General features: G+C 72.7%; 18 protein-coding genes. 3 read left to right on the forward strand and 15 right to left on the reverse strand.

Annotated elements, in window-relative coordinates:
- The first annotated feature begins 12 nt into the window (after positions 1–12).
- Positions 13–345 carry a TcmI family type II polyketide cyclase gene (locus BJ965_RS37495; protein ID WP_184916085.1) on the forward strand — a complete coding sequence of 111 codons (333 nt, stop codon included), beginning with the start codon at positions 13–15 and terminating at the stop codon, positions 343–345.
- A gap of 111 nt (positions 346–456) precedes the next feature.
- Here BJ965_RS37495 and BJ965_RS37500 read toward each other — a convergent pair whose 3' ends face one another.
- The 14 genes from BJ965_RS37500 to BJ965_RS37565 form a co-directional block, all read right to left on the reverse strand.
- On the reverse strand, positions 457–1,485 hold the full coding sequence (locus BJ965_RS37500; protein ID WP_184916088.1) for a methyltransferase: 1,029 nt from the start codon (positions 1,483–1,485) through the stop codon (positions 457–459).
- Positions 1,486–1,590: 105 nt separating this feature from the next.
- Positions 1,591–2,691 carry a right-handed parallel beta-helix repeat-containing protein gene (locus BJ965_RS37505; protein WP_184916090.1) on the reverse strand — a complete coding sequence of 367 codons (1,101 nt, stop codon included), beginning with the start codon at positions 2,689–2,691 and terminating at the stop codon, positions 1,591–1,593.
- 110 nt (positions 2,692–2,801) lie between these two features.
- The gene (locus BJ965_RS37510; RefSeq protein ID WP_184916093.1) at positions 2,802–3,257 is read right to left on the reverse strand and encodes a hypothetical protein; all 456 of its coding nucleotides are present in this window, start codon (positions 3,255–3,257) and stop codon (positions 2,802–2,804) included.
- Positions 3,258–3,533: 276 nt separating this feature from the next.
- On the reverse strand, positions 3,534–4,709 hold the full coding sequence (locus BJ965_RS37515) for a spore photoproduct lyase family protein (protein ID WP_184916097.1): 1,176 nt from the start codon (positions 4,707–4,709) through the stop codon (positions 3,534–3,536).
- A 118-nt stretch (positions 4,710–4,827) separates the two neighbouring features.
- Entirely contained in the window at positions 4,828–5,295 is a 468-nt protein-coding gene (locus BJ965_RS37520) for an SHOCT domain-containing protein (protein ID WP_184916100.1), read from the reverse strand.
- 79 nt (positions 5,296–5,374) lie between these two features.
- Positions 5,375–6,235, reverse strand: coding sequence for a ribonuclease BN (locus BJ965_RS37525; protein ID WP_184916103.1), 861 nt, complete (start codon positions 6,233–6,235; stop codon positions 5,375–5,377).
- 3 nt (positions 6,236–6,238) lie between these two features.
- Positions 6,239–7,597 carry a hypothetical protein gene (locus BJ965_RS37530; protein WP_184916106.1) on the reverse strand — a complete coding sequence of 453 codons (1,359 nt, stop codon included), beginning with the start codon at positions 7,595–7,597 and terminating at the stop codon, positions 6,239–6,241.
- Positions 7,598–7,718: 121 nt separating this feature from the next.
- Positions 7,719–8,381, reverse strand: a complete 663-nt coding sequence (locus tag BJ965_RS37535) for an HdeD family acid-resistance protein (protein ID WP_184916109.1) — start codon at positions 8,379–8,381, stop codon at positions 7,719–7,721.
- A gap of 187 nt (positions 8,382–8,568) precedes the next feature.
- Positions 8,569–8,766 carry a hypothetical protein gene (locus tag BJ965_RS37540; RefSeq protein ID WP_030847793.1) on the reverse strand — a complete coding sequence of 66 codons (198 nt, stop codon included), beginning with the start codon at positions 8,764–8,766 and terminating at the stop codon, positions 8,569–8,571.
- A gap of 123 nt (positions 8,767–8,889) precedes the next feature.
- On the reverse strand, positions 8,890–9,414 hold the full coding sequence (locus BJ965_RS37545) for a hypothetical protein (RefSeq protein ID WP_184916112.1): 525 nt from the start codon (positions 9,412–9,414) through the stop codon (positions 8,890–8,892).
- Positions 9,415–9,557: 143 nt separating this feature from the next.
- Positions 9,558–12,212, reverse strand: coding sequence for a helix-turn-helix transcriptional regulator (locus tag BJ965_RS37550; protein WP_313667810.1), 2,655 nt, complete (start codon positions 12,210–12,212; stop codon positions 9,558–9,560).
- A 158-nt stretch (positions 12,213–12,370) separates the two neighbouring features.
- Positions 12,371–12,862, reverse strand: coding sequence for a DUF7144 family membrane protein (locus BJ965_RS37555; RefSeq protein ID WP_184916118.1), 492 nt, complete (start codon positions 12,860–12,862; stop codon positions 12,371–12,373).
- A gap of 183 nt (positions 12,863–13,045) precedes the next feature.
- On the reverse strand, positions 13,046–14,626 hold the full coding sequence (locus tag BJ965_RS37560; protein ID WP_184916121.1) for a glycerol-3-phosphate dehydrogenase/oxidase: 1,581 nt from the start codon (positions 14,624–14,626) through the stop codon (positions 13,046–13,048).
- Positions 14,623–15,240 carry a TetR/AcrR family transcriptional regulator gene (locus BJ965_RS37565; protein WP_184916124.1) on the reverse strand — a complete coding sequence of 206 codons (618 nt, stop codon included), beginning with the start codon at positions 15,238–15,240 and terminating at the stop codon, positions 14,623–14,625. The genes BJ965_RS37560 and BJ965_RS37565 overlap by 4 nt, the downstream gene beginning before the upstream one ends.
- Before the next feature lie 65 nt (positions 15,241–15,305).
- Here BJ965_RS37565 and BJ965_RS37570 point away from each other — a divergent pair, with 65 nt between their 5' ends.
- Both BJ965_RS37570 and BJ965_RS37575 read left to right on the forward strand, forming a co-directional pair.
- Positions 15,306–16,904: an FAD-binding oxidoreductase gene (locus BJ965_RS37570; RefSeq protein WP_184916128.1), complete on the forward strand. Its 1,599-nt coding sequence runs from the start codon at positions 15,306–15,308 to the stop codon at positions 16,902–16,904.
- An 80-nt stretch (positions 16,905–16,984) separates the two neighbouring features.
- Entirely contained in the window at positions 16,985–17,866 is an 882-nt protein-coding gene (locus BJ965_RS37575) for a diacylglycerol/lipid kinase family protein (protein WP_184916131.1), read from the forward strand.
- A 25-nt stretch (positions 17,867–17,891) separates the two neighbouring features.
- Here the strand turns inward: BJ965_RS37575 and BJ965_RS37580 are convergent, their stop codons facing one another.
- A complete protein-coding gene (locus BJ965_RS37580; RefSeq protein WP_184916134.1) occupies positions 17,892–19,397 on the reverse strand; it encodes an FAD-dependent oxidoreductase in 1,506 nt (501 codons plus the stop codon).
- Positions 19,398–19,539 lie beyond the last annotated feature (142 nt).

The following is a 19,539-nucleotide window of genomic DNA, read 5'->3' on the forward strand; positions in this document are numbered from 1 at the left end:
GAGAACAGCCCCATGCACCAAGCCCTGATCGTCGCCCGGATGGCCCCGGGATCGGCGCCCGACATCGCCAAGGTGTTCGAGGAGTCCGACCGCGGGGAGCTGCCGCACCTCGTCGGTGTGACCCGGCGCAGCCTCTTCCAGTTCGGCGATGTGTACATGCACCTGATCGAGTCCGAGCGCGAGCCCGGACCCGCCATCGCCAAGATCACCGGGCATCCCGAGTTCCGGGACGTCAGCGAGCGCCTGTCCGCGTACGTCAGCGCGTACGACCCCGACACCTGGCGCTCCCCGAAGGACGCCATGGCGCAGCGCTTCTACCTCTGGGAGCGCGAGCCGGCCGGCTGACCGCGGCCGGCACTCGACGGCCGCCGGGTCCGCAGCGTCGCGGACCCGGCGGCCGTCGGTCTGTCTGCACCGGGGGTCCGGGATCACCGGGTCCCGCGGGTCGCGGTCGGATCAGCCGGGGATGTGGCAGTCGAACGCGTGCAGATAGGGGTTGACCGGGCTGATGTCGTCGATGACCAGGCCGGCCTCGGTGAGCCGGTCCACCATGCTCTGGCGCGTGTGCTTCGCCCCGCCGACGTTGAGGAGCAGCAGCAGGTCCATCGCGGTGCTGAACCGCATGGAGGGTGAGTCGTCGACGAGGTTCTCGATGACCACCACCCGTGTCCCGGGACCGCCGGCCGCGCGGACGTTGCGCAGCGTGCGGGTGGTGCTCTCGTCGTCCCACTCCAGGATGTTCTTGATGACGTAGACGTCGGCCTTCACCGGGACGGCGGTCCGGACGTCGCCGGGCACGACCTGCGCGCGGTCCGCGAGGTCGCCGCCCGTGCGCAGTCGCGGGACGGCGTTCTCCACCACCCGGGGAAGGTCGAGCAGCGTGCCGTGCAGGCCGGGGTACTTGTCCAGCAGGCTCGCCACCACGTGCCCCTGGCCGCCGCCGATGTCGGCGACCGAGGTGCATCCCGAGAGGTCGAGGAACGCGGCGACGTCCTGCGCCGACTGCACGCTGGACGTCGTCATGGCGCGGTTGAAGACGTCGGCCGACTCCGGGGCGTCCTCGTTGAGGTAGGGGAAGAACTCCTTGCCGTAGAGTTCCTCCACCACGTTGCGGCCGGTGCGCACCGCCTCGTCCAGTTTCGGCCAGGCGTCCCAGGTCCACGGCTCGGTGCACCACAGCGCGATGGCGCGCAGGCTGTTGGGGTCGTCCTCGCGCAGCAGTCGGGAGACGTCGGTGTGCGCGAACGTCCCGTCCGGGCGTTCGGCGAACACGCCATAGCAGGACAGGGCCCGCAGGAGCCGTCGCAGCGGGCCGGGTTCGGTCTTCACCGCGGCCGCGATGTCCTCCACGGCCAGGGGCTGATCACCGAGCGCGTCGGCGACGCCCAGCCGGGCGGCCGCGCGCAGGGCGGCGGCACATGCCGCCCCGAACGCGAGTTCCCGCAGCCGCATGGACGGCGGAGGAGCTGGCTGAGTGGTCGTCATGTGCCGCCTTTCTACTTGGGTCAAGCACGGGGGGTGCTCGGGTCGAGCAGGAGGATCACCGGACGGTCGCGGAACTCCCGGATTCCGGAGCCCGGCGGTGGACCGTCAGCACAGACCGGCGGGCCGGGACGACAGACAGGAGTTGCCCTGGAACGTGTTGCCCACGCCGGGGTCCGTGTTGACCAGGTCCGCCGGGGAGTTGCCCTGCAGCAGGTTGTCGCTGATCCGGTTCCGCTCGCTGGTCGTGCCGACGAAACTCTTGAACACGACGATGCCGCCCGAGAGCGGGGACGTGCCGACGTTGTCCCTGATCACGTTCTGGGTGATCAGGTTGTCCTCGGTGCCCGTGAGGACGATGCCGGATCCCTGCAGGGCGTCCAGCCGGGCGGTCTTCGGGCAGGACTTGTTGTTGCGCTCGATGCGGTTCTCGCGCACGGTCACGAGTCCGGCCTTCGGCTTGTTCTCGTCGCCGACCACGAAGACCGCCGCGCAGTTGCCCGTGAGGTGGTTGCCCGCGACGGTCAGGTTGCGCAGCCGGCGGATGGTGACGCCGATGCGGTTGCCCTCCAGCCGGTTGTGCGCCACCACCGTTCCCCCGGTGTCCGTGGCGCCTTCCTCCTCCTTCACCGTGTTGGCGAGGAAGAGGCCCGCGTCGCCGTTGTCCCGGGCGGTGTTGCCGCGGAACACGCCACGGGCCGAGCGCTCCGTGGCGATGCCCCACACCCCGTTCCGGACCGCGGTGACGTTCCGCACCGTCAGCCTGTCGGCCTCATTGGCGTGGATGCCCGTCTTGGCGAAGCCGGTCACCGTCAGGGACGCGATGGTGACGCCGTCGACGCCGCGGTCCTTCGTGCCCGTGACACAGATGCCGTTACCGGCCGCGGCACAGCTGTCGGCCGCTCTCCCGGCGCCCGCTCCGCCGGTGGGAACGGCGGCGGTGCTCGCGCCCGCCTCCGGTACGAGCACCGTGCCGCGGCCCATGCCGCGCAGGGTGAGGCCGGGCGTGGTCACGTCGACGCTTCCGTGGTGGGTGCCGTGCGCCAGCAGAACGGTGTCGCCCGGCCGGGCGCTGTCCACCGCCTTCTGGACCGACTCCCCGGGCCTCACCAGGTGGACCGTGTGGCCGGCGGTCGACGGAGCGGCTCCGAGGCCCGTTCCGAGCAGTGCCGCCGCGCACGCCAGGTATGCGATATGGCATTTGTTCATACCGCGCAGGTTATGTGCACAAAGGTCCCGAACCGGTGAGATGGGCCATCCGGCGGCGTGGCCCTCCGGCAGGCACGGGGCCGGTCGGCCGACACCCCGGAGAGGACCTGTCACCCCCGCGGTGTGACGTCGGGCCGGGCTGAGTGATCGGGGTGCCCGCCGGTGCGGCGCTTCTCCTTGAGCTCGGCCTCGTACAGGTGGTCCCTGCCGTCGGCCAGTTCCCGGCGCGCTTCCCTCTCCGTGGCCTTGAACGGCTCGTAGTAGGTGTTGTCGTAGGCCTCGATGATCTGGAAGGTCCAGTGCCCCGGAATGACATTGCGGCCCGTGATCTCGTGACGGATCCGTTCCGCCCATCGAGGGTGACCGGCCTCGTGCATGAGGTCGGCCGCGCGGTCCAGCTCGAAGTCGGCCCCGCCCGTCAGCTGGTGGAAGGCGTACAGGTGCCCTCGCGCGCGCTCGGTCGTCTCCAGTGCCTTGGACAGGGCGCCCAACGCCCGGACGGTGGCGTCGGTCATGCCGGGCGGACGGCGGTGGGCTGCGTCGGGTCCCTCGTGGTGATCGCTCATGCAGGACTGACTGCCCTGTCGGCGGGTGCCCGCATCCCCGGCATTCGGGCGATGCCCACCGGTGTGAGGAAGCGTTCCCTGCGGTGCCCGGGGCCTGTCGGGTGCATCCGCCGCACCGGGTTGCCTCGAAGGGTGGGCAAGGGTTCGGGACGGCGTCCCGTTCGAGTGCCCGCCGACGCGAGGGACACGGGAGGCGGCGCACTCCCGGGCCCCCTGCGCGGCGGCGCGGGGGGCCCGGTCCGAAACGCGACGGCGCCGTGCTGTCCCTTCCGTCGCTCAGAAGGCGTAGCGCACGCGCAGCCACGGCGCGTGGCGGTCGATCAGGGAGCGCAGGGTTCGTACCGCCTCGCCCTTGACGTCGTTGCGGTACCGGAGGTTGAGGGCGCCGTTCTCCGAGCGCTTGGCCTGCTGGAGTTCCGGGCGCCACAGGACCTCCTCGGCACGGGGATGCCAGCCGAGGTTGACCTCATGCAGGTCCCGGTTGTGGGTGAGCATGATCACCTCCGCCGCCGCCTGCTGTTTCACCCGCCGCGGCAGGACGTCGTCGAGGTGGATGAGCAACTCCGCCCAGGCGCGCTCCCAGCCGGGGCGGACGACCACGGGGGAGAGATTGAAGTGGACCTCGTACCCGGCGTCCAGGAAGTCGGCCGCCGCGCCGATGCGCTCGGCGACGGGCGAGGTGCGTACGTCGAGCAGCCGGGGGTCGTCCGGTGGCATCAGCGAGAACCGGATGCGGGTGCGGCCACGCGGGTCGAGGGCCAGCAGGTCGGGATTGACGAACTTGGTCGCGAAGGATGCCTTGGCCTTCGGCCACTGGCGGAAGGCGTGCACCAGATCCGCGGTGTTGTCGCAGATCAGTGCGTCCACCGAGCAGTCGCCGTTCTCCCCGATGTCGTACACCCATGACTCCGCGTCGCACTGGTTCGGCTCGGGCTTGCGCCCCTGCCGCGCCACGTGCCGGGCGATGTGGGCGACGATCCGGTCGATGTTGGTGAAGACGGTGATGGGGTTGGCGTACCCCTTGCGCCGGGGCACGTAGCAGTAGGCGCAGGCCATCGCGCAGCCGTTGGAGGCTCCGGGGGCGATCCAGTCCGCCGAGCGGCCGTTGGGGCGTGTGGTGAGGGTCTTCTTCTCGCCCAGGACCAGCGTCTCCCCCTTGATGCGCACCCAGCGCTCGACGTTCCCCTGGTTGCCGTGCAGCCCGGGGAGGCGCCAGTGGGACTCCACCGTCGTCACGCGCGCGTCGGGGAACCGGGCGCTGATCTGCCTCCCGCGCGGCGACCCGGCAGCGGCGGGCTCGGCGTAGATCTCCCGCACGGGCAGCAGCCGGCGAGCCACGGCGGAGGTGCACAAGGAGGGACGCCGGTCGGTGGCGGCCGGTCGAGGAGTGAGGGCGTCGAGTCCGAACAGGGCGCCGGAGTCGTCGTCGGGGCCGCCGGACGGGTGGTGCATGGGTGCTCCCGTACGGAGGGGTGCGAGTAGGGGAGGTGACTCCCCTCGCTCAACTGTACGGGGCACCCATCGCCGACGCGTGTGTCATGGGGTTCGAGGCGAGGTCGGCGCCGATCGCTCAACGGCCGGAGGTGTGGGTGGTGGAGCCCGAGGAGCCGGCCGGCGCGTGGCCGCTCAGGACGAGCTCCTTCGCCTTGCGGAACTCGTCGTCCGTGATGGCGCCGCGGTCGCGGATCTCCGACAGCTTGGCGAGCTCGTCGACGCTGCTGGACCGGCCCTCGCTGCCCGCGGCCTGCCTGACGCGGGCGTCGAAGGCCTCCTGCTGTGCCCGGGCCTGCGCTATCTCACGGCGGCCCATGTTCTTGCCGCGGGCGATCACGTAGACGAACACGCCGAGGAAGGGCAACAGGACGGTCAGCACCAGCCAGCCGGTCTTCGCCCAGCCGCTCATGTCGTCGTCACGGAAGATGTCGACCACCACGCGGAAGAGCAGGACGAACCACATGATCCACAGGAAGAACAGGAGCATGCTCCAGAAGACGCTCAGCAGGGGGTAGTCGTACGCCAGATACGTCTGTGCGCTCATGTCTTCCTCCGTCGTCGGTGCTCGCCGGGCTGGCGGCGCGCGCTGTCCTCAGCGTGGACACGGCACGGCACACCCCGCCTCACCCGGCACGGGTGAGCGTGCGGCCGAGGGCGGACCTCCGGTACCAGGTGGTGGAGGCGACGTACTCGCCGAGGGCCAGGCCCGAGACGGCCACGAGGAAGACGGCGATGAGCCAGGAGAGGAAGGTGAACACCGGTCCGAGCGGGCCGAACTCGTCCAGGCTGCGTTCCATGGCCGTGGGGACCAGCACCCGCGCGGCCAGGCTCAGCAGGACAGTACCGCCGCCGGCCAGCAGTGCTCCCGGCAGCAGACTCCGCCAGCCGATCCGCCCGCCCAGCAGCAGGTGCTGGGACCACCACCACAGCAGCGTCGCCGAGAGCACGGACAGCAGCACTCCCGTCACCGCGCCCGCGCCGAACCCGTGGCGCAGCGGCGCCTGGAGCAGGAGGTAGGCGAGCCAGACCACCAGCCAGAGCAGCCAGCGCCAGACCGCGGCCCGTATCGGTGTGCGGGCAAGGCGCCAGCAGCGCAGGCACACCGCCTGCAGAGCCCGGCTGAACGCCGTGGCCGACACGAGTGTCACCACCGCGCTCACCGCTCCGGCCGTGTTCCGTGTCGTGCCCGTCGCGGAGAAGACCCGGCGCAGCTCGTCGAGGGTGTCGCCGCGTATCCCCAGAACGGCCCGGAGCGAGTCGGCCAGGAGGTCCTGCACCCCGCCGGGGGCGAACGCGGCGACGGTCATCAGCAGCGGCAGTGCGGTGAGGAACGCCTGCGCGGCCAGCCGTACGGAGCCCTCGACGATGTTGAGCGTCGACAGACGGGACAGCAGCCGGGCTGCGTCCCCGGACCGCAGGCCCGCCGCGATCCGTGCCGTCGTGCGTCCGAGGGCCTTGTCTCCTCGGCCGGATGTCCCGGTCATGGCTCACGGGGCCGCCTGTTGCGGCGCCTGGTCCGCTGCCCGGTCCGCCGGTCCGGTGGCGGAGGCGAGAATCGCCAGGATGATCAGGACGGCCAGGGCGATGCCGAGGACGAGCACGACCGCTGCGACGGTCGGGTGGTTCCAGAGCACCAGCGTCAGGGCTCCGGCCGCCATGACCACCCCGGTGGTCCACTTTCGGTGTTCTGCGAGCCGGCGTCCCGTGGCACCGGTGCGCACGCCCCTGCGTGCAAGCGCCCCGCCGGTGGCCGTCGTGGCCCGGTCCGCCGTCGCACGGACGCCACGCGCGAGGCGTCCAGGACCATACAGGCAGGCGACCAGTGCGGTGATCACCGCCACGACCAGCAGGGTGAGCGTGCTGTCGCGCAGGAAGCGGACGAAGCTGTCGTAGATGACCGCGGCCGCGTCGGCGGGCAGGGCCGTCGGCGGGACCGAGTCCAGGTAGGCGCGCCGGAGCACGGCCAGGGCGACGAGCAGTACCACCATCATCACGCCGACGCCCGTCGCGGTGATCATCAGCATGACCCGGTGTGCCGGAGCGGTCCACACGGCGAGCGCGGCCAGTACGACGGTGAGGACGGGCAACCAGGCGCCGAGGACGTCCAGCAGCCGCATCGCGTCCTGAGCCTTGCCCAGCTGCTCCGACTCGAACAAGGTGATCGTCCGGTCGGCGTCCGGGATGGCGGCGGCCTTGTCGAAGCCCTCGTCGACGAGCCGCTCCCGCACCTGGTCGACGACCTCTCCCACGTCCAGCCGGACGGTGCCGCCCTCGGAGGTCACGGCACCCTCGCGGTCACCGGTGAGCATGTTCACCACCGCGGCGTGCGAGCGCCGGTTGGCTCCCTCCCACGCCTGCTGGAAGGCATCGCTGGTGATCACGCGGGTGACGGTGCGGTCCACGACGGTCCTGACCGCGTTGCGCAGCGGACCTTCGAGCGACGCCGCCCCGTCGACGACGCGCGGTGGTGCCCCCGCGTCCTGAAGGGTCCGCACGAGTGCGTCCGTCACCGCCCGGACGTCGACGTTGTTCACCACGCGGTCCGTCAGCCGGTTGATCACGACGTCCTGCACGGGCGGCTCGGACGCCAGCGGCGCGACGGTCTCCACGTACCTGTCGGTGTCGGAGACCGTGTCCTGGACCCAGGCGGCGACGACTGCCACGGGCGCGAGCAGCAGGGCCGCCAGGAGGAGGAGGGTGGAGCCGGCCCGCCGTATCCGCCGGTGGCGTACCGCCGCGTGACGGCGCAGCCGCTCGTACTCCGCTCTTTCGTCGGCGGTCATGACGTGCTGCGGGTCAGCGGCCTCGCCGGGGTGCCGCGGGTCCGGGGATGCGGCCGGGTTCATGGGTGCGCCTTTCCGCGTGTGCGCCGGCTCCGGCTGTGAGGTCGCCGCACGGGAGGGAGGATGCAGCGGCGTCGCGGGGCCGGGAGGGTGCCCGGGATGCCCGAGAGTGTCGTGTGCGGTGTCAGGCCACGCCCGTGGGGGCGCCGGGCCCCACGGCGCGCGTCTTACGAAGCGCGGCCCGCCACGCGAGGGCGACCGCTGCCTCGGCGAGGGCCAGCAGGACGAGCCACAGGCCGAGCAGCCGGGTCAGGGCGCGGGCCGACTCCGACGGCAGGGCGAGCACCACGATCCCGGCGATGATGCCGAGCACCGCGGCGCCCAGGACGACGCCGCGGTGCGGCAGGTCCTTCGCGGCGACGGCCGTGTACAGGGTGAGGATCCCGGACACCAGCCAGACGACCCCGACGACCAGCGAGAGCGCGGCGATCGTCTGCAGCGGGTTCCGCAGGCACAGCACCCCGGCCAGGACGTAGAGCACGGCCAGGATCAGCGCCGGAAGCCGTTCTCCGTGCTCCTCCCGGCCGAAGACGGCCACGAACCGGAACGCCCCGCTGACCAGCAGATACAGCCCGATGAGGACGGCCAGGACGTGCAGGGTCGCCTCCGGCCAGACCAGTACCAGGACGCCCGGGACGAGCGTCGCCACGGCCGAGCCCAGGAGCCAGGTCCAGGAACGGCCCAGCCGCGCGAGGCCGTACGCGGAGTCACCCGTCGCCATGAGGACCGCTCCGTCGGAGTGGTGCTCATGCCCGGGGAGCGGTGACGGGCCACGGGACATGGCCATGGCTCCTCCTCGTGTGATCGAGGTGCGGGGGTCTGCCGAAGGATGCGACACGGCCCGAGCGGGGGATGCGACCGCTTCAGCGTCCCGCCTGTCGCCGGTGCCGGGCTCACCCTCCGTGGGTGAGCCGTCGGCGCCACCATGGCGGTGGGGCGGAGGTCCTTCGTGTCGTGTGCCGGGTACGGCCGCGTCACTCCGGCACCGGCCGCATCTCCACGACCCGCAGGCCCAGGGACTGGCAGCGGGCCAGCAGCCCGAACAGGTGCGCTTCGTCCACGACGGGGCCGAACAGAACGGTCTGCCCGGCCATCACCACATGGCCCAGCTCCGGAAAGGCTTTGGCCAGTGTCTCCGACAGGTGTCCCTCGACGCGGATCTCGTAGCGCACGAACTTGTCCTCCCACGGCTTCCCGGGACAGGCGGACGGCGCCCTTTCCGCCATCGTCCACCTCCGTGCCGGTCCGAACCTCACCCGGAGTAGGTGACCCGCCCGGTGTGACGGACACCGGGATCAGTGCTTGAGCACGATCTTGACAACGATGATGAGCAGACCGAGCAGCAGATTGACCGACGCGGTGACGGCCATCAGCCGCGGCGAGGCACCGGCACGGCGCGCCGCGGCCACGGACCACCCGACCTGGCCGGCCACGGCGACGCAGAGCGCCAGCCAGAGCGCCCCTTGGACGTCCAGCCCCAGGAGCGGACTGACCGCCACGGCGGCCGCCGGCGGGACGGCGGCCTTGACGATGGGCCACTCGTCACGGCACACGTGCATCACGAGACGGCGGTCCGGAGCCTGTTGGGCCAGGCGCGCCCCGAACAACTGGGCGTGCACGTGCGCGATCCAGAACACCACTCCGGTGATGAGCAGCAGCAGGACCAGCTCGGCCCGCGGGAACGAGCCGAGGGAGCCGGCGCCGATCACCACGGAGGCCGCGAGCATCGAACCGTAGACGCCCCCCGTGTAATCGGCGCGGGCCCGGCGCTCCGTCCGGTGCTTGCCGCGGTCGGCCGGGGCGGGTGTGGTCCTGGACATGGTGGCTCCCTGTGGCCTCAGAGTGTCGGCCCGGTCCCGGCGCGCACGCCGCCGGCCGCTCTCATCGCACCTGACCTACGCGCTGCACGCCTCACCCACGAAGGGGGAGAGGGCTCACGCCGGGCTCTCGCACCGGCGCGTCCTCACAGCATCCGGAGGTCGCGGGCTCGGCGCACCGCCTCGCCGCGCCGGTTCACCGCCAGCTTCCGGTAGACGCTCTTGAGGTGGGTCTTCACCGTGTTCACCGACAGGCAGAGGTCGGCGGCGATCTCCTCCGTCGACATCATCCGGGCCACGCGCTCCAGGACGTCGTGTTCGCGTGCGCTCAGCTCCACCACCACGAGCGGGGGAGGAGGGGGCGACGGCGGTCCCGGCCGCCCGCGGGGCAGCGCCGGAGCGGGCGTGAGCCAGCCCGCCGCCAGATCGTGCAGCGGCGCCGTGGCCAGGTGGGGCCGGATCCACGCCCCGGCGTCCAGGAACGGACGCCGAAGCCGCTCGCGCCGGGCGTCGAGGAGTGCCTGCGTCAGGAGCCTCCGGACGGTCGCCGTGTCTCCCGCCCCGTCGGCGGCCCGAGCCCTCACCAGCGCTGCCCTGACGCTCACCGCCGGGCCGGTGCGTTCCTCGGCGTGGATGCTGTCGAGCAGGTCGAGTGCCGCCCCGGTACGTCGTGCGGCGAGCTGGATCGACGCGGCCTCCACGGCGCACACGGGCTGGTCGCCGGAGACCGCCCGGAGTACCTCGGCGGCTCTGTCCGGCCGCCCCCCGGCCAGGTGGGCGGCCGAGGTGACGAGCGCTTCCTGGCTCGTCGCCCACGGCGAGGCCACGGCGGCGGGGACGGCCGGGTCCGCCGCCTCGACGGCGGCTCGCATCTTTCCCCTGGCCATCAGGAGGCGTGCCGAGGCGAAGGCGTGCCCCGCCGCCGTCACCGGATCACGCGTTCCGGAGGGAAGGCCGGCGGTCTGGTCGAGGAGGGCCTGGGCCCGGTCCAGTTCATCCCGGTCGACGGCCACGGCGGCCAGGACCATCCGTCCGATCCCGGAGCCGGTCGTCCGGGGCGGGCCGGGGCGATCCGTCTCGGACACCGCCGCCAGTGCCCTGCGCTCCGCCCGGCCGGTCCAGCCGTTGAGGTAGTCGAGCAGGGCCAGGTGTCCCATCGCCTCCTCCCGGGGCGCCTCGGTGGCCGGTCCGCCGGGAGCATCGGCCACGGTGTTCAGTACGGCACGCGCGTCCTCGAAACGCCCGGCCCACAGGAGTGTCGAGCCCACATGGGTCAGCAGGAGGGCGGTGAGCTCGGGATGCTTGTCCAGAAGGTGAGCCGGTACCTCCTGCCGCAGTTCGGCGGCCGTTTCGGCGGCCTTCTCCACCTGCGGGGGACATCCGGTCAGCCGGGCGGCCAGCGCTTCCAGCAGCGCACAGCTCAACCGCGCGGCGGCGAGGTCGCGGTCGTCGTCGGCGAGCTGCTCCTCGGCGTGGCGCAGGCTCGCCAGGCCGTGATCGAGGTCGTGGTGGGACAGGTCGTGGGCGGCGCGCACGAGGTCCGTGGCCGGGCTTCTCGCCTCGGGCCCCATGTGGGAGAACAACTGCGCCAGGTCGTGCGAGTTCGGGCCGGTGAAGAGCCGTCCGATCGCGAGGTCGTCCACGAGGGCACCGGCGGCGAGGTCCCAGTCGTCCGCGGCGGCGCTGTGGGCGAGTGTCTCCGGCAGGTGGCCGTGCCGACGCAGCCACCGCGCGGCCCGTCGGTGGAGTTCGGGCTCCAGCCCGGGCAGGCGGACGCGCAGATGGGCCCGAAGGATCTCCCTGAACAGCGGGTGGAGCTGGTACCAGGAGTGCCCGAGCCGTTCGACGAACGCGTTCTCGCGGTGCAGGTCGGCGAGCAGGGGCTCGGCGTCGATGCGATGGGTCAGCGCGTTGGCCAGATCGGGGCAGAAGCGGTCCAGGACGCTCACGCGCAGCAGGAGGTCCTGGGTCTCCCGCGTCTGCCTCTTGAGGACCTCGGCCAGCAGGAAGTCCGCGACCGTGCTGCGGTCCGCTTCGAACTCCTTCAGATACAGCTCGGGGTCCGGGCTCTCCCGGGCGGCCAGGGCGGACAGGCTCAGACCGGCGGCCCAGCCCCGGGTCCGGTCGACCAGGTTCCGCGCCGCCTGGACCGGAACGCTCACACCGTGCAGTTCCAGCAGCGCGGCGGCCTCTTCGGGCGTGAAGGCCAGTTCGGCGGAGCGGATCTCCGTCAGTTCGCCGACCGCCCGGTAGCGGTGCAGCGGGAGCAGCGGTTCGGTGCGGGTGATCAGGACGAGGCGCAGTCCCCGGCCGGCGTGGTGCAGGACGAACTCCAGCTGCTCCGCGATCTTCGTGTCGGTCACGCGGTCGTACTCGTCGAGCACGAGCAGCACCGGCCCGTCTCGGTCGTTCAGCTCGGAGGCGAGTGTGGACAGGATCCTGCGGCTCACCCTGGAGGCGTTGACCGGTGTCCCGACCGCTTCGGAGGGCGGTGCACCGCAGGCGCGCAGGGCCTGCAGAACGTAGGCCCAGAACACCCCGGGGCGGTGGTCTCCGCCGTCGAAGGAGAGCCAGGCGACCGGCGGGCTCTGCCCGGAGGCCCACTCGGCGGCCAGCAGGGTCTTGCCGGCTCCGGCAGGGCCGTTGAGGAGAGTCAGCGGCGTATTGAAGGCCTGGTCGAGGTGGTCGGCGAGACGCCGGCGCCGCAGGTAGGTGCGGGGCCTCGCGGGGAGGGCGAACCGCGTGCGCAGGAACGGATTGCCGAGGGGATCGGTGTACGACAGCGGCGTAACGACGGGAATCTCGGATGCTCGAGCACGTGCAGGAAAGTCCGACACGGCGCACATCACCCCTGTCGGGTCAGGGCCACGTCATGGGCAGCGCTTCCACCCTCAGCATCCCAGCCTTCCTGCACGGCCGCACGGCGGACCGAGCCACCTCGGAGGCCGCCCCGGGGCCCTCAGCGAGGAGGCCGGGGAGAGGCCGTGGGACGGTACGCGTCGTCGTGTGCGCGCCATGAGCCTTCCTCGGACGGTTCGAGAAGGTTCTCGCGCGGTACGACGCACAGGGCCCAGATGATGAAGCCCGACAGCGCGATCATCACGATCGACCAGACCGGGTACTGCGGCAGGGAGAGGAAGTTGGCGATGATGACGAGCCCGGCGATGGCGACACCGACGACGCGGGCCCACATCGCCGTCTTGAGCAGCCCCATGCTGACGACCATGGCGACCACGCCGAGGGCGAGGTGGATCCAGCCCCAGCCGGTCAGGTCGTACTCGAAGACGTAGTTGCGGGTCGTGACGAAGATGTCGTCCTCGGCGATGGCCATGATGCCCCGGAAGAGGTCGAGCAGCCCGACCAGGAAGAGCATCACGGCGGCGAAGGCGGTCAGGCCGGTGGCCCATTCGTCCTTCGCCCTGTGTGACGTTTGGGTGGGTGTGGCGGTCATCTTGCGCCTCGGTTTCGATGCTCGGGGGCCGGAGGGGACGGGGAGAGGAGCCTCCTCCGAAGGTTCGGCTCGGCGTCCTCTTCAGCGTGCCCCTGGCGGGGACGGGCGGCTTCACCCGGTGCGGGTGAGAGTGGAGCCGCTCGCCTGCGTCGAAGCACGCACCCGCCGTTCCTCACGGCGGCCTCACGCGAGGGGGGCCGCTTCTCCCATCAGAGCGCGTACGGCCTCCAGCGCGTCGGCCCGGTCCGCCGGGACGAGTCCGATGCGGGTGCGCCGGTCGAGCAGGTCCGCCTCGTCCAGGGCGCCCTCGTGCCGCAGTGCCCACAGCACTTCGGCGCCGGTGACGGGATGACCCGGGACGACCGGCTCGCCCAGGCGCGGGTCCCGTACGCCCAGGGTGTGCACCGCCGGTGCCTCGGTGCCGTAGCGCTGGACGAGGCGGCGCGGCGCGCGCAGCGCGGCGAGTGCCGGGGGGGCCGCGGCGCCCACCAGCGGGAGCGTGGCGGTGGGTGAGGGACCGGCGGCCAGGCCGCGTGCCTCGACCGCGGCGTTCACGGCGTCCTCGGCCATCCGGCGGTAGGTGGTGAGCTTGCCGCCGACCACGCTGACCACGCCGTCCGGTGAGGTCAGTACCGCGTGCCGGCGGGAGATGTCGGCCGTGCGTGCGGCGGTGCCGGGCTGGGCCGTCCCGCTCGTGTCCAGCAGGGGGCGCAGGCCGGCGAACGCGCCGACGACGTCGCCGCGGCGGACGGGGACGTCGAGCACGGAGCCGAGGATGTCGAGCAGGAAGCCGATGTCGGTCTCGGGCACGTCGGGGACGTCGGGGACCGGTCCGTCGAGGGGTTCGTCGGTGAGTCCGACGTAGACGCGGCCGTCGTCCTGGGGCAGTACGAGGACGAACCGGTTGGTCTCGCCGGGGACGGGGATGTGCAGGCCGGCGGGGAGCGGGCCGATGTGCTCCGAGCGCAGCACGAGGTGGGTGCCGCGGGAGGGCCGGATCCGGATGCCCTCGACGAGGTCCCCGGCCCATACGCCGGACGCGTTGATCACCGCGCGGGCCCGGATCTCGCCCTCCTCGCCGGTGAGTTCGTCCCGTACGCGGGCGCCGGACGCGGTGAGTTCCAGGGCCCGGACACGGGTCAGCACACGGGCGTCGTGCGCGGCGGCCGTGCGGGCGAGGGCGGTCACCAGACGCGCGTCGTCGGTGAGCCTCCCGTCCCAGGACAGCAGGCCGCCCCGCAGCCCGCCGGGGCGCAGTGCCGGGGCCAGGTGCCGGGTCTCGACAGGCGACAGCCGGCGCGGGGCGGGCAGCGTGGCGCGCGCCGTGCGGGCCGACAGCCGCAGGGCGTCGCCGGCCCGGAAGCCCGCCCAGGCCAGCGCGGCCTGGCCGCGCGAGACGAGTCCGGTCAGGGGCAGGACGAACGGCTGGGCACGCACCAGGTGGGGCGCCGTACGCTCCATCAGCACGCCCCGTTCGACCGCGCTCTCGTGAGCGACGTCGAACTGGGCCGAGGCCAGGTAGCGCAGCCCTCCGTGGACGAGCTTGGAGCTCCAGCGCGAGGTGCCGAACGCCAGGTCGTGGGCGTCGACGGCGACGACGTCGAGACCGCGGGCGGCGGCGTCGAGGGCCGCTCCGGCGCCGGTCGCGCCGAGGCCCACGACCAGCACGTCCACCACCCGGCCGTCGGTCGCTTCGGTCAGCTCACGGGCGCGCCGGGCCGCGGACAGGGAGGCCCCGGCGGCCGGGACGGCGGTCTGGGTCATGGGGTGAGGGTCCTCTCCAGAACGGTGCGCAGTTCGGCCAGGAACGCCGCGGTGGTGAGCTCGGGGTCGTCCTCGTCGGTCATGGTGCGCAGGGACAGGGCGAAGGACTGGAGGATCAGCAGCACGGTCCGGGCCTGGCGTGCGGCCGGGGCCTCGCGCACCGAACCGTCGGCGTGCCCCTCGCGCAGCGCCCCGGCGAGGAGCTCCAGCAGGGCTTCCTGGCTCGCGCCGCGCCGGTCCAGCACGTAGGGCAGGAGCAGTTCGGGGTCCACGTCGACGATCTTCTGGAAGAGCGGGTGGGCGCGGAACGCCTCGACCCCCGCGACCAGGCCGTCGATCAGCGGCGGGCGCGTGCCCAGCTCCGGCCGCCTCTCGGGCATGGACCCGGTCGCGACGGCGATCCACTCGCGCGTCATGAGATCGCCGACGAGGGAGCGGACGTCGGGCCAGCGGCGGTAGAGCGTCATCCGCGAGAGGCCCGCGCGACGGGCCACGTCGGTCATGGTCGTCCGGCGGACCCCGACGGCGAGGACGCAGTCGCGGACGGCGTCGAGCACCACGTCGTTGTCGGAGGGGTTCGGCTGGGCCGAGCTGTTGTGACGATTAGGCGTCATGTGTAACAGTGTAACGCCCGACGCCGCTCCAGCGGCAACCCCGACGACCGGTGAGGACGACAGGCATGGACATGCTGTGGAACGGCTGGGGAGACCCGGCCAGGGCGACGGCGCTGCCCGACACCGTGACCGGGCTGCTGCGCGACTGGCTCGGCGTCAAGCCGCAGCCCACGGCATCAGCCCGGCTGGAGGAGATCGAGATCTCCACGCCCGCACTGGAGGGCGCCGCCCTGCACGCGCTGCGCACCGCACTCGGCGATCGGGCGGAGGACGTCCGTACCGACACCGAGAGCCGCGTCCGGCACACGCGCGGCAAGTCCACCCCGGACCTGCTGCGGCTGCGCGCCGGTGACACCGCCGACGCCCCGGCGGCCGTGGCTCTTCCGCAGAGCCATGACGAGGTGCTCGCCGTGCTCCGCGTCTGCGCCGAACACCGCCTCGCCCTCGTTCCGTTCGGCGGCGGCACCTCCGTCGTCGGAGGCCTCGCCCCCACCGGCGAGGCGCCCTTCGTCGCCCTGGACCTGCGGCATCTGAACCGGCTGCTCGACCTCGACCCCGTCTCCCGGACCGCCACCCTGCAGGCCGGCCTGCGCGCCCCCGAGGCCGAGGCGCTCCTGGCCGAACACGGCTTCACCCTCGGCCACTTCCCGCAGTCCTACGAGTGGGCCACCATCGGGGGCTTCGCCGCGACCCGCTCCAGCGGCCAGGCCTCCGCCGGCTACGGCCGTTTCGACGAGATGGTCCTCGGCCTCACCCTCGCCACGCCCGGAGGCACCCTCGACACCGGCCGCGCGCCCCGCTCGGCCGCCGGGCCCGATCTGCGGCAACTGCTGCTCGGTTCGGAGGGCGCCTTCGGCGTCATCACCTCCGTCACCGTCCGCGTCCGGCCCGTCCCGCGGACCCGCCGCTACGAAGGGTGGCGCTTCGCCTCCTTCGACGCGGGCACCGCCGCCCTGCGCCGGCTCGCCCAGGACGGCCCGCGCCCCACCGTCCTGAGGCTCTCCGACGAGACCGAGACACTGATCGGCCTGGCCCAGCCCGATGCCATCGGCTCCGCCGCCGAGCAGCAGAGCGCGGGATGTCTCGCCGTCGTCGGCTTCGAGGGAACCGAGGAGGACACCGACCGGCGCCGGGCGGCCGCGGCGGCCGTACTCACCGACTGCGGCGGCGAGTTCGCGGGCGACGAACCAGGACGCCGCTGGGCACACGGCCGCTACGCGGCACCGTACCTGCGGGACTCGCTCCTCGAAGCGGGAGCGTTCGCCGAGACGCTGGAGACCGCCGCCTACTGGTCCCGGCTGCCCGGCCTGTACGCGGGCGTCCGCGACGCGCTGACCGCCACACTCACCGAGCACGGCACGCCGCCCCTGGTCATGTGCCACATCTCGCACGTCTACGAGAACGGTGCCTCGCTGTACTTCACCGTCGTCTCGGCACAGGGCGAGGACCCGGTCGTGCACTGGACGCGCGCCAAGCACGCCGCGAACGAGGCGATCCTCGCGGCGGGCGGCACCATCACCCACCACCACGCGGTCGGCACCGACCACCGCGACTGGTACCTCCGCGAGGCCACGGACCTGGGCGTGGCCGCACTCCAGGCCGTCAAGCAACGCCTGGACCCGGACGGCCTGCTGAACCCCGGCGTCCTGCTGCCGGCCGACTGACGGCCGGTCCCACCCCCGCGAGCACGCACCACCCCATCAGACGACAGCCCGGCACCACCCGTCAGCCCGGAGGCACATCGATGCGACAGTTCACCGCCGTCGTCAACCCCACCGCGGGCGGAGCCACCAGCGCTGCGGCGCTGCTGAAGGTGGCCCGTCTGCTCCGGGAGGCGGGTGCCGGGCTGGAGACCGAGTACAGCCGCAGCCTCGCCCACGCCCGCGAACTCGCCCGGGACGCCGGGGAACGCGGCCGGGTGGTGCTAGCCGTCGGCGGCGACGGCATCACCGGGAGCATCGGCGGAGCCCTCAGCGGCACCGGCGCACTGTTCGGCATGGTCCCGGCCGGGCGCGGCAACGACTTCGCCCGGGCCCTGGGCCTGCCCGGCGACCCCGAAGGCGTGGCCCACGTGCTGCTCCACGGCACACCACGTGCCGTGGACACCATCGAGGTCACCTCGTCCGTCCACGCCGGCACCGTCGTGCTCGGCAGCGTCTACGCGGGCGTGGACGCGCTGGCCAACCTCCACGCCAACCGCTCCCGCCTGCTGCGCGGTTCGGCCTCCTACTACGCGGGTGCCCTGCGCGCGATCAGCACCTGGCGCCCCGTCGGCTACCGGATCACCGTCGACGGCCAGGAGCACACCTGCACCGGCTACACCGTGGTGGCCGCCAACTCCAGCTACTACGGCTCCGCGCGCCGTATCGCTCCCGAGGCCCGGCTCGACGACGGTCTTCTCGACGTCGTGATGATCCGCGACGCGCCGCGCCGGCTGTTCTTCGCCCTGATGAAGGAACTCGACACCGGCGCCCACGTCCACCGCCCCCAGGTGCGGGTCCTGCGCGGCCGGGAGATACGCATCGAGGCCGACCGGGACCTTCCCTACGGCGCGGACGGCGAGATCGAGGCCGCCCTCCCGGTCACGGCCAGGGTGCTGCCCGGCGCACTGCGCGTCCTGTGCTGAGGCCGGGCCGCACCCCGACGACCGGCTAGGTCTCGCTGCTCGGCAGACCGACCCGTGCCAGGTAGCGCTCCACATGCTCCGGGCTGTCGGCAGCCAGTCCGATGTGGTGGTCGGGGCGGATGAGGAACAACCCGGTGCCGAGTTCCCCGGCGAGCGGTCCGCCCGTCACGTGATGGGTGCGGACACCCGGTGTCGCGCGGGGCGGTGCGCAATTCACCGCCAGCAGGGTGAAGTCCGGGCCTCTCAGCAGGCCGAAGAGATTCGGGCAGGGGCCGTCGGCGGTGACGCACGGGAGGTCGGGCGCGCGGTCGCCGGCCCGGACACCCGTCGGGGAGCCGAGTGCGCGGGTGTCGGCCGAGAGCTCGCTGTCGCGGTAGTGCACGGACAGCAGGTGGCAGACCTTCCCCCGGAAGCGTGACTGCTTGCCGTCCTCGGGTCTGCGGCCGGCACGGTACAGGCGGGTGCTGAGGTCCAGGACGCCCGCCGCCGCGGGCCGCCGCTCGGCTTCGTAGCTGTCCAGCAGCGTGTCCGGGGCGCCGCGGGCGATGACCTGCCCGAGCTTCCAGCCGAGGTTGTAGGCGTCCTGCACGCCGATGTTCAGCCCCTGGCCACCGCCGGGCGGGTGCAGATGGGCGGCGTCCCCGGCGAGGAAGACCCGCCCCTGGCGGAAGCGTTCGGCCAACGCGGTGCGCGGCCGGTAGAACGAACTCCACACCACCTCCGTGACGGCGTCCGGGGGCAGATGGGTCCGCTCGGCGACCAGAGTGCGCACGGTCTCGGCCGTCGCGGTGAACTCATCGCCCGTGATCTTGGCGTTCAGCTGGAAGTCGGCGGTGCCCGGCAGCGGGCACAGCAGCAGCTCACCCGGCGGGTCGTCGGGCCAGATGTGCCAGTGATCCCGGTCCAGGCCCCGAACCCGCACGTCCGACACCACCGCCGAACGCAACCCGCGGTCCTCGCCCTTCATGGCGATGCCGAGGGACTCGCGCACCGAACTGTGGCTGCCGTCGGCGCCCACCAGGTAGGGGACTGTCATCAGGCGACGACCGCCGTCGGGCCGTGCCACCTCGGCTGTCACGTGCGTGTCCGTCTGCGTCAGGGACACGAGCCGGGCACCGCACTCCAGGGTTCCGCCCAGTTCGAGCAGACGATCGCGCAGGATCTCCTGGGTGCGCCACTGGGGGATCAGCCACTGCTGCGGCTGACACGACACCGGCGCCTCCGGGTCCGGTTCGATCAGCTGCCACTCGCCCCCGCGCTCGCCGTCGCGCCAGGTCTGCATGGGCGGGAAGGGGGCGCCGGCGGCCTGCACCGCGTCGATGACGCCGAGGTCGTCGAACGCCTCCAGCGTGCGGGCCTGAAGACTCTTGCCGCGTGAACCGGCGGGAAGGTGCTCGGTCGCCTCGATGACATGGGTCCGCACGCCGCGCCTGGCCAGGTCGCAGGCGAGGGTGAGGCCGGTCGGTCCGCCGCCGACGACCAGCACGTCGACGGTCGGCTGCTGTGGTGTCCGAGAGGTGGGTTCGGGCACGTCTCCCCGCTTTCTGCCGTCTGCCCCGGCACTGGATGCATGGAGCGGCGCTCTGCCGCACTATGCGAAATGTCCCCCACGGGCGGGGCGGCCGTGGCCCGTGCCCACCGGTTCCGCCCACATGGCCGCACCACCGCACGAG

Origin of the sequence: Streptomyces luteogriseus (assembly GCF_014205055.1) — a bacterium.
In the GTDB taxonomy this organism is placed as follows: domain Bacteria; phylum Actinomycetota; class Actinomycetes; order Streptomycetales; family Streptomycetaceae; genus Streptomyces; species Streptomyces luteogriseus.